The organism is Sellimonas sp. (genome assembly GCF_047234585.1).
In the GTDB taxonomy this organism is placed as follows: domain Bacteria; phylum Bacillota; class Clostridia; order Lachnospirales; family Lachnospiraceae; genus Sellimonas; species Sellimonas caecigallum.
Map to the genome: position 1 here is coordinate 23,339 of NZ_JBKSWG010000006.1, position 13,576 is coordinate 36,914.

Annotated in this window: 10 protein-coding genes; 6 read left to right on the forward strand and 4 right to left on the reverse strand. The window is 47.1% G+C overall.

Features of this window, described 5'->3' with window-relative positions; genetic code table 11:
• Nucleotides 1-78: 78 nt before the first annotated feature.
• The 4 genes from ACLROL_RS03625 (at nt 79) to ACLROL_RS03640 (ending at nt 5,594) form a co-directional block, all read left to right on the forward strand.
• Nucleotides 79-963 carry a carbohydrate ABC transporter permease gene (locus tag ACLROL_RS03625; RefSeq protein WP_087202977.1) on the forward strand — a complete coding sequence of 295 codons (885 nt, stop codon included), beginning with the start codon at nt 79-81 and terminating at the stop codon, nt 961-963.
• A complete protein-coding gene (locus ACLROL_RS03630; protein WP_087202969.1) occupies nt 956-1,795 on the forward strand; it encodes a carbohydrate ABC transporter permease in 840 nt (279 codons plus the stop codon). Before ACLROL_RS03625 ends, ACLROL_RS03630 begins: the two co-directional genes overlap by 8 nt.
• Nucleotides 1,796-1,824: 29 nt before the next feature.
• Entirely contained in the window at nt 1,825-4,875 is a 3,051-nt protein-coding gene (locus tag ACLROL_RS03635; RefSeq protein ID WP_087202968.1) for a glycoside hydrolase family 2 TIM barrel-domain containing protein, read from the forward strand.
• A gap of 128 nt (nt 4,876-5,003) precedes the next feature.
• The gene (locus ACLROL_RS03640) at nt 5,004-5,594 is read left to right on the forward strand and encodes a sensor histidine kinase (protein ID WP_413067355.1); all 591 of its coding nucleotides are present in this window, start codon (nt 5,004-5,006) and stop codon (nt 5,592-5,594) included.
• A gap of 132 nt (nt 5,595-5,726) precedes the next feature.
• On the opposite strand, the gene dltD is transcribed toward ACLROL_RS03640, so the two are convergent.
• The 4 genes from dltD to dltA are packed head-to-tail and all read right to left on the reverse strand — an operon-like array spanning nt 5,727 to nt 9,873.
• Nucleotides 5,727-6,908, reverse strand: a complete 1,182-nt coding sequence (gene dltD, locus ACLROL_RS03645) for a D-alanyl-lipoteichoic acid biosynthesis protein DltD (RefSeq protein WP_087210109.1) — start codon at nt 6,906-6,908, stop codon at nt 5,727-5,729.
• Nucleotides 6,905-7,141, reverse strand: coding sequence for a D-alanine--poly(phosphoribitol) ligase subunit 2 (dltC, locus tag ACLROL_RS03650; protein ID WP_087202965.1), 237 nt, complete (start codon nt 7,139-7,141; stop codon nt 6,905-6,907). The genes dltD and dltC overlap by 4 nt, the downstream gene beginning before the upstream one ends.
• Nucleotides 7,142-7,177: 36 nt before the next feature.
• Complete coding sequence (dltB, locus tag ACLROL_RS03655; RefSeq protein ID WP_087202964.1) at nt 7,178-8,335, reverse strand: D-alanyl-lipoteichoic acid biosynthesis protein DltB; 1,158 nt, start codon at nt 8,333-8,335, stop codon at nt 7,178-7,180.
• A complete protein-coding gene (gene dltA / locus ACLROL_RS03660; protein ID WP_413067356.1) occupies nt 8,332-9,873 on the reverse strand; it encodes a D-alanine--poly(phosphoribitol) ligase subunit DltA in 1,542 nt (513 codons plus the stop codon). Before dltA ends, dltB begins: the two co-directional genes overlap by 4 nt.
• A gap of 187 nt (nt 9,874-10,060) precedes the next feature.
• Between dltA and ACLROL_RS03665 the strand changes: the two genes are divergently transcribed.
• Together ACLROL_RS03665 and ACLROL_RS03670 are read left to right on the forward strand one after the other, a co-directional pair.
• Nucleotides 10,061-11,161, forward strand: coding sequence for a PucR family transcriptional regulator (locus ACLROL_RS03665; protein ID WP_087210103.1), 1,101 nt, complete (start codon nt 10,061-10,063; stop codon nt 11,159-11,161).
• A gap of 96 nt (nt 11,162-11,257) precedes the next feature.
• Nucleotides 11,258-13,549 (forward strand): hydratase, encoded by a 2,292-nt coding sequence (locus tag ACLROL_RS03670; RefSeq protein WP_413067357.1) that lies wholly within the window; start codon nt 11,258-11,260, stop codon nt 13,547-13,549.
• The last annotated feature ends 27 nt before the right edge of the window (nt 13,550-13,576 follow it).

The following is a 13,576-nucleotide window of genomic DNA, read 5'->3' on the forward strand; positions in this document are numbered from 1 at the left end:
TCACAATAGCCATTTGCTTCGGGATAAAGAGGTAAATGGCTATTATTATGCAAAAAAGGAGGGAGACTTGTGGCAGATATGACAAAGAAAAAAGATATGAGTCCCAAATTGAACCGGACAGGATGGATTTTTGTCCTCCCAAGTATTATACTGATTGTAGCTTTTGTATTTTATCCAATGGTACAGGCGCTTATTACTTCTTTTCAGTCCGGAGCAGGAAATAATCTGTCGTTCAGCGGGCTCAGCAATTACAAGAGGCTTTTGACGGACACGACATTCAGAAAGGCATTGTCCAACACGGTATTATATCTGGTGGTGCAGGTGCCGATCATGATCTTGCTTGCTCTGGCAATCTCATCGATGCTCAATAACAAACGGCTGAAATTCAAAGGTCTTTTCAGGACAGCGATTTTTCTTCCGTGCGTGACATCACTTGTAGCTTACTCTATCGTATTCAAGAGTCTGTTTGCGACAGACGGGTTTGTAAACGCGATGCTTGTCAAGCTGAATATCATCGCGGAACCAATTTCCTGGATCACAGATCCGGTGTGGGCAAAAGTTTTGATCATCGTGGCGATCACATGGAGATGGACGGGATATAACATGGTCTTTTATCTTTCCGGACTTCAGGGAATAGATGATTCCATTTACGAAGCGGCAGAGATTGACGGGGCAGGGGCGTTCCAGAAATTTAAAAGCATTACGCTCCCGATGCTCAAACCGATCATCCTTTTTACAACGATCAATTCCACGATCGGTACGCTGCAGCTTTTCGACGAACCGATGAACATTACCCAGGGAGGACCTGCGAATGCAACGATCACGATCTCACAGTACATTTACAATATCCTCTTTAAGTATTCATCCGATTTTGGATATGCGGCGGCAGTATCCTATGTTGTAGTGATCATGATCGTCGTATTATCCTTTATCCAGTTGAAAGTAGGTGACAAGAATGAGTAGAAAAATAGGGAATGTGTTTCAATATATCTTTTTGACCATCGCATCTGTTGTGTCCGTCTTTCCGATTTTCTGGATGGTCATTGCATCTACGAATAAGTCGGTGGATATCACGAAAGGGACACTTTTGCCGGGAGGTTATTTTATGGAGAATCTGAAGACCCTTTTGAATTCAGATCTTCAGTATATGAATGCGTTTAAGAATTCTCTGCTTATCGCGGTAATTACGACAGCGCTTGCGATGATCGTTTCTTCGGCGGCAGGATATGCATTTGTCATCTACAAATCCAAAGGACGTGAGCGCGTGTTTACGATCGTACTGCTGTCCATGATGGTTCCGTTTGCGGCCCTGATGGTCCCGCTGTTCCGACTGTTCAGCAAATTTCAGCATATGGGACCTCTGAAAGTGATCGCTTTGAATACGCCGATGGCGGTTATCATCATTGCCATCGCTACGGCATTCTTGATTTTCTTCTTCCGCCAGAATACCCAGAGTTTTCCGAAAGAACTGGTAGAGGCGGCAAGGATCGACGGGCTTGGTGAATTTGGCATATTTTTCAAAGTATTCATGCCGACAAACAAATCGGTGTATGCGGCTGCAATCGTCGTGACATTTATGACAAGCTGGAACAATTACCTCTGGCCGTTGATCGCACTGCAGTCTCCGGAAAAGAGAACACTTCCGCTTGTTCTGGCAGCGATGGGATCGTCCTACACGCCGGATTATGGTATGATGATGGTAGCAGTCGTTATCGCGACGATTCCGATGGCAGTGTTATTCTTTATCATGCAGAAACAGTTTGTGGCAGGTATGACGGGATCAGTCAAAGGTTAAGGATTCATAGAAAGGAGCAGACAGCATAGATGGAAAAAGTAAGAGAATATACCCTTGCATGGTTGGAGGATCCGGAAGTTTTTGAAGTAAACAGAGAAGAGGCACACTCAGACCATTTGTTTTATGAAAAAGAGGAGGAGACTGCATTTGGCAGGGAAATGCCGCTTAGGCAAAGCCTGAACGGAATATGGAAGTTTGCCTATGCTGTCTGCCCGGATGAAAGACAGGAAAGATTTTACGAAGACGGATACCCGATTGATCGTTTTGGAGAGATAGAGGTTCCGGGACATATTCAGATGCAGGGATATGACAGATGCCAGTATATCAATACGATGTATCCGTGGGATGGGCAGGAAGAACTGCGCCCGCCGCACATATCCCGGGAATATAACCCTGTGGGCAGTTATGTCAAGGAATTCTATGTAAATCAAGGGCTTAGAGGGAAACGGACTTACGTGTCCTTTCAGGGAGTGGAGACAGCATTTTATGTATGGCTGAACGGGACATTTCTCGGGTATTCGGAAGACAGTTTTACACCGGCTGAATTTGAGGTAACAGAGCTTTTAAGAGACGGAGTAAACCGACTTTGTGTGGAAGTCTATAAGAGGAGCAGTGCAAGCTGGCTGGAAGATCAGGATTTCTGGAGGTTTTCGGGGATTTTCCGTGATGTGTATCTGTATGCTGTGCCGATGATCCATGTGAGAGATCTGTTTTTCAGAGGGACGCTGGATGAAAGTTACAGGGATGGCCGTTTCGCTCTCTGTGCAAAGATGACAGGTAAGCTTCATGGGACGGTGGAACTGCGCCTGGAAGATAGAGATGGACAGATTGTCTGTTCAGAACGAAAAGAAGTGCAGGATACCGTAGAGTGGAGCGGGGAGATTCCGCATGTCCACAGCTGGAGCGGAGAGGATCCGTATCTGTATGATTTGTACCTGTATGTTTACGGGGAAGATGGCACTTTGAGGGAAATTGTAAAAGAAGAAGTGGGATTCCGGACATTTGAGATGAAAGACGGAATCATGTGTCTGAATGGGAAACGCCTGATATTCAGAGGAGTAAACAGGCATGAATTCAGTATGACAAAAGGCCGTGCCGTAGGAGAAGAGGAGATGCTCTGGGATATCCGTTTTATGAAACGGCATAATATCAACGCAGTCCGGACGTCCCATTATCCGAATCAGACACTCTGGTACCGTCTGTGCGACAGGTACGGAATCTATCTAATCGATGAGACAAACCTGGAAAGTCATGGATCATGGCAGAAGATGGGAGCGGTAGAACCTTCCTGGAATGTGCCGGGATCTCTTCCGGAGTGGCAGGAGTGTGTCCTTGACAGAGCGAAATCCATGTTCGAAAGAGACAAAAATCATCCTTCCATCCTCATATGGTCATGCGGAAATGAATCCTATGCAGGGGAAGATATTTTGAACATGGCAGAGTTTTTCCGAAAGGCCGATCCGACGAGACTTGTACATTACGAAGGCGTATTCTGGAACAGGGAGTTTGATCAGACGAGCGATATGGAGAGCAGAATGTACGCGAAACCGGCTGATATAGAGGAGTATCTGAAAAATGATCCGGCAAAACCGTATATCAGTTGTGAATATATGCATGCCATGGGCAATTCCTGCGGCGGAATGCATCTGTACACAGAACTGGAAGACCGGTATGAGAAGTACCAGGGAGGATTTATCTGGGACTACATCGATCAGTCCGTCCTGCATATCAACGATCAGGGAGAAAAAGTGCTCACATATGGAGGAGATCATGATGACCGGGCGACAGATTATGAATTCTGCGGAAACGGGATTGTGTTTGCGGACAGAAAAGAAACGCCGAAGGCACAGGAAGTCAAGGCCCTCTATGCTCCGATCCGCCTTAAAGTTTCAAAAAAAGGCGTCCTCATCGAAAACAGGAATTGTTTTGTAGGAACGGAACAATACCATTTTATCTGCCGCGTTCTGAGAGACGGAGAAGAGACTTTCCGCACAGTCATTAAGGCTGACGTTCCGCCTCTTGGGGAGGGATTTGCTGCGATTTCTTTCCCGGAGCCGGACAGAGACGGAGAGTATGTATATGAAGTGTCTGCAAGGCTTTCTGAGAGGACGCTATGGGCAGAGGAAGGATTCGAGATTGCATTTGGGCAGGCCGCAGAGCGGAAGATAGAGAATGCGGAGACTCCAGAAAATACTGGCCGGACATCCGGCAGAGGAAAACTGGAAGTCGTGCACGGAGATGTAAATATCGGTGTCAAAGGAGAGCGTTTCCATGTGATGTTCTCTATGAGTGAAGGAGGGATTGCATCCCTTTGCTATGATGGGGTAGAATATATTACAAGAACTCCGAAGCTCACATTCTGGAGAGCGTCCACTGACAATGACCGAGGAGCCGGTTATGGATATGACAGAGCTGTGTGGATGACAGCAGGTATGTTTGCGAAGAAGGCAGAGTGTGAGACGGAAGAGACAGACGATGGCATTCGCGTGAAGTTTTTCTGGAAACTTCCGGAGCCATTGGGAGTAAAAGTATCCGTTACGTACACTGTATCAGAAGACGGAACGATACGGACCGAGCTCTTCTATCCGGGCGTGGAAGGAGCAGCAGAACTTCCGGCGTTTGGAATGGAATTCCGGCTGAAAGAGCGGTACAGCGGATTCCGCTATTACGGTCTTGGACCGGAGGAAAACTATATAGACCGGAAAGAAGGAGCAAGACTGGGGATTTTCCAGAGTACGGCAGCCGAAAATATGACGCCGTACCTGATGCCTCAGGAATGCGGAAACCGCACGGGAACGAGATGGCTGGAAGTATCCGACGGACAGGGAAGGGGACTTCGCTTCCAGGCGGAAGACAGACCGTTTGAAAGCAGTGTTCTCCCGTACAGCTCCTACGAAATTGAACAGGCAGTCCACCAGGAAGAACTTCCGAACATTCACTACACATGGGTAAGGATTCTGGCCTGCCAGATGGGTGTCGGAGGGGACGACAGCTGGGGTGCACCGGTACATAGTCAATACCTGCTTCCATCCGAACAGGAACAGCGGATCGCATTTACAATAAAGAACATGTCCAGGTAAAAGGGACAGATGAAGTAAGAAAACTGTCGGAAACATACAATGATATGGTCGATGAACTGGATTCTTATATCCACAGCCTCATCCAGGTAGAAAAGGACAAGAGGGCTGCGTAAATCCATACACTTCAGATGCAGATCAATCCGCATTATATTTACAATACCCTTGCAAGTATAAAATGGCTCATCTGGCAGGGAGATACACAAAAGACCACGGGCGTCATTGACGCTTTCATCGCGCTCTTAAGGAATACCATCAGCAATACGGATGAATTTGTAACTGTAGAACAGGAAATCCAGAATTTAAAGAACTATGTCCTGATCAACCAGGCAAGATACGGAGATTCTGTCAGTGCCGAGTTTTACGTGACGCCGCAGTGCAGCAGCTATAGAGTGCCGAAACTGATCTTGCAGCCTTTTGTGGAAAATGCATTTTTCCACGGTTTTGCAGATGGAAGGCGCGGGAAGATCCAGGTTTTTGTAAAAGAGGAAGGCGACTGCCTGCGGTTTGAGATTAGGGACGATGGGATAGGGATCAAGACAGAACGGCTCATGGAACTGAAAAATGGAAACGCCTCGAAAACGGAGCATTTTACCGGGATCGGTGTGGGAAATGTGGATCAGAGGATCAAACTGATCTACGGAGAAGATTACGGAATCCACATATCCAGCGAAGAAGGAAAGGGGACGACAGTGACATTGACGCTGAAAAAAAAGATATAGAAAAGGGGCTGTAAATAGCCCCTTTAAAACTGTGTATATACAAATTTCGGCGCTGTGGACAGGTTGGCGTGAATCAGATACAAGTACAGTATCATGATGAGAACAAAGAAGATCACTGTCCAGGCGATGAACTCAAAGTGTTTTGTCTGTTTTATTTTTCTGATAAAATCTGTAAATACTTTCATTGATCATTACCCATCCTTTCTTTCCGATATGGACACCGTCTTCAAAGAAATATTTTGTGTATTCCTGATCGGCGAAATCAGCAAGCTCGGCACCATATTTTTTTGCAACCTGGCGGATTTTTTCATAGTAGATCTGCCGCTCTTTTTTTGGGAATCCGGTGTAGTCGTACCAATATCCGTTGACCGGGAGGCTTACGAGCAGGGGCCGTATGCCGAGATCCTGGCAGACATGAAGGAAACATTCCAGGTCTGCATATTCCGGGGAAGTGCTGTAGCTTCCATTGACGCTCTGATTTTTCTTTGCCTTTAAAAAAGGACGAATGAACAGGCGGTAGGAGGAGTCATCCATGAAGAACGGATTTCCTGAGTTTTCTTTTTCGCCGTCTTTGCCGGCCTGGTCCATAAGTGCCTGAAAATCTGGTTCCCGTTCCGAAGAAGAAAGAGAAGCATTCTTTTTGATACCGTCCCTTGCCATACGGATGGCGACGGACTGAAGTTCTTTTTCTTTCAGAAAACTTGTATACAACCTGTAGTTGAGCCGTTCGGAAAAGGAAGCATTCCCTGAGAGAACTTTTTCATAGAGTTCAGTACGTTCAAGGGCAGGAGGATCTGCCTTCAGGAGGGTTTTCACACGTTCTATGATATAGGTTTTTGTAGTCTTGCTCAAATTCGGATTTTGCAGCATGCCGATATAGTGTGTCTCCGAAAAACGTGAGGAAAATGGCTCTGGAAGCACGCCATCTGACCGGAACCACTGAGGCGAGATGAAAAGTACAGCCTCTTTTGTCGGAAGGTCATTTCCGATGGAAGCAAGAGTCAGCGCATGGCTTAAGGACTGATAGTAGCCGGCGCCGATCAGCATCATATTGAATTTATTTCCCGCAAACATATTCCCTGGATGATAAGGAGTCTTGCGTCCATGCTGGAATTCTGATGATCCGAACACTGCCACGGTATCTGCGTTGATATTTTTGGTAAGCGCCTCCCGGGCCACAAATTTTTTCTCGATGGCCCAGAATGAAAAGGCATTGTTGTTTACTGTAATGCGGCTTTCAGCATAGAAATGCATCCCGGCAGCAGATACGAGAAAGAGTACAAGGGCTGTAAGAAAAGCCGTCAGTTTTTTCATAACGATGCCCTTTCTTCCAGGTAAGCGATCAGTTTATTTGGGGTGCTGATGACATGGCGGTCCACTTCAGAAGGGGCGATGATGACACCGAGTTCATCTTCGATGTCTGCCAGCAGCTCAGCAAAGCCCAGAGAGTCCATCAGATCTGTCTCAAAGAGATCGATGTCCGGGTTCGTCCTCACGATATTATCCTCACAGATTGTTTCCAGAATTTTGAATACAGTTTCTTTCATAGTATACATCTCCTTTTTTATTTTCTTTATAAATGTCTAAAAGCCGAGAAGCCACAGAAGCTTTCCGTCAAATATATAGAAGCCCAGCATCACGAGCTGAAGCGTGATGAACCAGGAAGCAAAGCGATACCAGCGCTTGCTTTTGTGTGTTTTGTAAAAGGCTGATTTTTTCTGCCAGCGTTCTGTCACGGCAAGAAGCGCCCCATGGTACAGCCCGTATAAGATGTAGGAAGGCGTCAATCCGTGCCACAGTCCCATAACAAACATGTTTACAAGAAATCCGGCCGAAGCGGCATTCAGCCTGTTCTGAAACCGTTTTTTACGGATCGACTGGATCATAAACCGGGAAAAAAGAAAGTCCCGGAACCAGTGGGAAAGGGTAATGTGCCACCTGTCCCAAAACTCCTTGATATCTATGCTGAGAAATGGGCGGCGGAAGTTCTCCGGTGTCCGGATACCAAGAATATAACTGGTTCCTATAGCCATCAGGCTGTAACCGGCAAAATCAAAAAACAGGTAAAAGCCATAACAGTACGCATATGCGATCACGTAGTACCAATCTTTTGCTCCGTTTACCATACCCATTCCCTGGTAGAAAAAGGAAGCGATCACAAGTTTATATATAAGGCCGAGCAGGATTTTATAAATCCCTGTCCCGGCAAGTTCCATATACTCTTCCCGCGTGTATACCGTATTCCAGTCGGAAAGAAATCGGCGGCTGCGATCAATAGGGCCGGAGCTAAGCGATGGGAAGAAAAGAAGAAAGGCCGTAAACTCCAGCACAGATATCGACTCTATAACACCATCGTAGGCTTCGATGATGATCTGGACGCACCTGAAAGTAAGATAAGAGATTCCAAGGAAGCCAAAGAGGTCCATATCAAGGAACAAAGCCAGCTTACTTACGATAAGAGGGAGGATGGAGAGCGCAAGTGCGAGCCGGTACATCCACACTATACGCCCTTTTATCCGCCGCAGATGCAGGTAACCCATGACGATGGCGACCTGGATCACATAGTATGCGGCCAGATAAAGAGCCTGAGTCGGTTTGTTAAAAAAGACAAGACCGATGAACAGGTATGTCGCAGCGGTGGAATACCATTTCAAAGGCTTCCCGGCCATACCGATCAGTATTGCGGGGAGAAGGATCACTGCCAGCGTGGAAAAAAACGGATATCCTTCATAGAATGTCATGACAGCATACCTCTCAGTTTCTTCCTGTCCGCTTTCCCGTTCGCCGTCATCGGGATACGGTCAAGGAAAAGGATTTTTTTCGGGATCATGTAGTCCGGCAGAAACTGTCTGAGCTGATTTTTTATATTCTGCACAGTATCCGCCTCGTTTTCCGGCCGGCTACGAAGTACTGCAAATGCGGCAATACTTTTGACTTTCCCGTTTCTTATACATGGCACAGCCACGGCGTTTTCAATATCCGGAAGATTTCTCAGGTTGCTCTCGATATCTTCCAGTTCGATCCGGTAGCCATTCAGTTTTACTTGCAGATCGATCCTCCCGCAGTAGTAGAGAAGACCATTTTTCAGATATCCTTCATCCCCTGTCCGGTATCCTCGAAAAGACTGTCCGTCCTTTTCTGTGCAGAAAAAAGCTTTTTCAGTCAGAGACGGCTGTTTGTAATATCCGGTGCTGACCGTGTCCCCGATGAGGATGATCTCCCCTTTTTCTCCTTCCGGCACTGGTTTTCCATTTTCATCATGAATCTCAATCCACGTCCCAGGTCTGGCATATCCGACAGGAAGCGGCGATTCGGACGCGTTTCGTTCAGGTGTGACAGGAATCTCTGTGACAGCTACCGTGGACTCAGTCGGACCGTAAGTGTTCATGATGACACTGTTTGGGAAACGGGCCTGAAGACGTGCGGCTGTCCGATTTGTCAGAGTCTCTCCGCAGAAGAGGAACACATCCAGATTCGGAAGAAGATCTGAAGAAAAGGACGGATCAGCCAGACAAACATCTGCAAAAGAAGGAGTAGAAACCCAGACGGAAGCCTGGGACTCTTTCAGAGCAGGAATGAGCCTTCCAAAATCCTCCTGCGTCTTCTTTGAAAGCGTGTACAGTGTACCTCCGCAGGCCAGACACGTATACAAGTCCATGACGGATAAATCAAAAGAAAAAGGTGCCTGGTTCAGGAATATCTGTCCCTGCTTTTTTTCAGCAGCATTTCCAAGAGTCACAGACCAATCGAGATAATTGTTCAGACAGTTGGACGAAATCTGTACCCCTTTCGGAGTTCCGGTACTTCCGGATGTGAAGATCATGTAAAAAGTCTCGTCTCCGGAAACTGGACGCAGGCTTTCGCTCAGTTTCGGTCCTTCCGCGGATGATATTGTTTTTTGTATCTCTTCTTTTGTGAAAATCCGAAGCGATGCGGACGACAAAGCTTCTGGAGGAAACGGCTCACACGAGAGAATCAACGGTGCATCAACCGCTTCCAATATGGATTTGACTCTTGCAGGCGGCACAGAGATATCGACAGGGCAATATCCGCGTCCTGATTTTACGCATGCCAGAAAGGCGATCAGCATCTCCGGGCTTTTATGTCCGTATACAGGCACGGGAGTTTTGTCCGCTCCGCAAAGATTCTGCAAGGTATATGCAAGACGGGTGGAAGCGGCATCAAGCTCTCCGTAGCTGATGGAGCCTTCCTCTGTATGCATGGCGGCGCGCTCCGGAAACAGGAGCGCTGTCATTTGTATTTGTTCTAAAATATTCATATACTTTTTCCTCCAGCTTGTATTAGCTTGTATTGTTGTTGCGTGGTTACTTGTATGATAAAAAAAGTCCGGAAAAAGTCAATACAGTTTTGAGAACAGTAAAAAAACATTCATGTAATCTTAATAATCTTCATTTACTTTTCGCCTTTTTTTGATATAATGATTGCATTGAATGGAGGTACAAAACATGTTGTCAAATCAGGTACTGCAAAGAGCTGTCTCGGAGATGGAGGCGATTGCCGGGGGAGCATGCTCAGTATGGTCCCTTGACGGATACCGGATCGTACTGTCCGGTTCCGAGAGTGAGGGAACAGCAGAAAGGGTAAAAAGATTTCTGAAAGATGTAAAAGAAGACTCGGAGCCGGGAATGGAAGAAATCCGGACAGGATACGCGCTTTTTGCCGTGTTCGACGAGGAGAAACCGGCTTATATTCTGAGCCTGGAAAATATGAGCGGAGAGAAAGCCGAGATTGTTGGACGTCTTGGAGTAAAAGAATTGGAGAGTCTTATCCGCGCTTACAAGGAAAAAGTGGATAAAAACCGTTTTCTTCAAAATCTGCTTCTGGATAACATGCTCTTGGTGGATGTATTTAACCAGGCAAAAAAACTGCATATTGAAAATGATCAGAAGAGGGTCATTTATCTGATCGAGGCGAACGCCAGTGATAATCAGTTCCTGCTGGAGGTGCTCAAAGGCATGTATGCATCAGGTATGAAGGATTTTGTGACTGCGGTGGATGAAGGAAGCGTCATCCTTATCAAGGCGCTTGAAGAGACAGAAGGATACAGAGAAGTGTATGAGAAAGCCAGGGCTCTCGTGGACACAGTATCCGCGGAGGCGATGGTAAACGTCCGCGTTGCATATGGCACGATCATCCATGAACTCAAAGACGTCTCCAAGTCTTACAAAGAAGCAGGAATGGCAATGGATGTAGGAAAAATTTTCTACGCAGAGAAGACGATCCTTGCGTACAACGAGCTTGGTATCGGAAGACTCATTCACCAGATTCCGGTTTCCCTGTGTGAAATGTTCTTAAAAGAAGTGTTCGGGGACAAAGACGTGGAGCAGTTTGAGGAAGAGACGCTGTCTACTGTTTTCAAATTTTTTGAGAACAGCCTGAACATATCTGAGACGGCTCGACAGCTTTACATCCACAGAAATACCCTTGTCTACCGCCTTGAGAAAATCCAGAAGATGACGGGGCTTGATGTCCGGGTGTTCGAGGATGCACTGACATTTAAGATTGCGATGATGGTATCGGAACATATGAAATATATGAAGCAGTAAGCATCGGAGACAGGCAGTTTTGCTTGTCTCTGTTAGTTTAATGTGTTAAAATATTGGCGATAGCGGCAGCTGAATAAAGAGAAGGAGGCCAGGTACATGATAAAATTATATGAAAACGGCGTTTATCTGCTGAATGGGACAGAGATCATAGAAGACGGACCAGATGTCAGGGAGAGACTGAAAGCCCTGACGGGAAGAGAAATCAAAAAGGAACAGGCGGCAGAGGAGACGATCGCATACCGCATACTGAAAAGCCATAATGTCTCCGACGATATGGAGAATCTGAATATAAAGTTTGATAAACTTACGAGTCATGACATCACGTTTGTCGGCATTATCCAGACTGCCAGAGCGTCCGGACTTGAGAAATTTCCGGTACCGTATGTCCTTACAAACTGTCACAACAGCCTCTGTGCGGTGGGCGGGACGATCAATGAGGATGACCATATGTTTGGCCTGACCTGTGCGAAGAAGTACGGCGGAGTCTATGTGCCGCCGCACCAGGCAGTGATCCACCAGTTTGCGAGGGAGATGCTGGCAGGGGCCGGAAAGATGATCCTCGGATCGGACAGCCATACCCGTTACGGTGCCCTTGGAACGATGGCCATGGGAGAAGGGGGACCGGAACTTGTAAAACAGCTTTTGAACAAAACATACGATATTCGTATGCCGGGTGTTATCGGAGTGTATCTGACCGGAGAGCCGGTAAAAGGCGTCGGCCCGCAGGATGTAGCTCTGGCGATCATCAAGGCTGTATTCAAAAACGGCTATGTGAACAATAAAGTGATGGAATTTGTAGGACCTGGGGTAGCAAGTTTAAGCGCAGACTTCCGTATCGGAATTGATGTGATGACGACAGAGACAACCTGCCTTTCCTCTATCTGGAAGACCGACGAGGTAATACGTGAATTTTATCAGATTCACGGAAGAGAAGAAGAATATAAAGAGTTGAATCCGGGCGAAGCAGCGTACTATGACGGTCTGGTATATGTGGATCTGAGTGCGGTACGCCCGATGATCGCGATGCCGTTTCATCCGAGCAATGCCTACACGATCGAGGAAGTCAACGCCAATCTGAAAGATATCCTTCACGATGTGGAAGAAAAAGCAAAGGTAAGTCTGGACGGCGCTGTGCCGTTCTCTCTACAGGATAAGATCCGAAACGGACGGCTGTATGTGGAGCAGGGGATCATTGCCGGATGCGCCGGCGGAGGATTTGAAAATATCTGTGCAGCCGCAGATATCATCCGGGGGAAAAATATCGGAGCGGATGAATTTACATTCAGCGTCTATCCAGCCAGCACACCAGTGTATATGGAGCTTGTGAAAAACGGGGCTGTGGCAGATCTGATGGCAGCAGGCACTATCGTGAAGACAGCGTTTTGCGGACCGTGCTTCGGAGCAGGAGACACACCGGCAAACAATGCATTCAGTATCCGCCATACGACGAGAAATTTCCCGAACAGAGAAGGATCAAAACTCCAGAGCGGCCAGATCGCATCGGTGGCGTTGATGGATGCGCGGTCCATCGCGGCCACGGCGGCAAACAAAGGCTACTTGACACCGGCCACGGAACTGGATGTAGAGTACACAAATCCGACCTATCATTTTGACCGCACCATTTATGCCAACCGTGTATTTGACAGCAAAGGGAAAGCAGATCCGGATGTGAAAATCCATTTTGGACCAAATATCAAAGACTGGCCGTCTATGTCAGCCCTTCCGGAAAATCTGCTCATAAAAGTGGTATCCGAGATTCATGATCCGGTCACAACGACGGATGAGCTGATCCCGTCCGGGGAGACGTCTTCCTACCGGTCCAATCCGCTTGGACTTGCAGAATTTGCACTCTCAAGAAAAGATCCGGCATATGTCGGACGCGCAAAAGAAGTACAGAAGGCGCAGAAGGCCATCGAAGAAGGCAAATGTCCGCTGGAAGTGGCAGATGAGCTCAAAGAAGTCATGGAAAAGATCCACACACGTTTCCCTCAGACTGGAGAAGGAAATCTTGGCATCGGAAGCACGATCTTTGCTGTGAAACCGGGGGATGGATCCGCCAGAGAACAGGCAGCCTCCTGCCAGAAAGTGCTGGGCGGCTGGGCAAACATTGCGAACGAGTACGCCACAAAGCGTTACCGTTCCAACCTGATCAACTGGGGAATGCTGCCGTTCCTCACAAAAGAAGATCACACGGCGCTGCCGTTTGAAAACGGAGATTACATGTTTGTGCCGGAGATCAGAAAAGCGGTGGAAGAAAAACAAAGTGAGATCAAAGCGTATGTTGTGCGAGATGAACTGAAAGAAATGAGTCTGTATCTTGGAGAACTGACAGATACAGAGAGAGAGATCATCCTCAAAGGATGTCTCATCAACTATTACAGAGGTTAAGAAAAACCGGGCGGCTCCGTGAAAGAG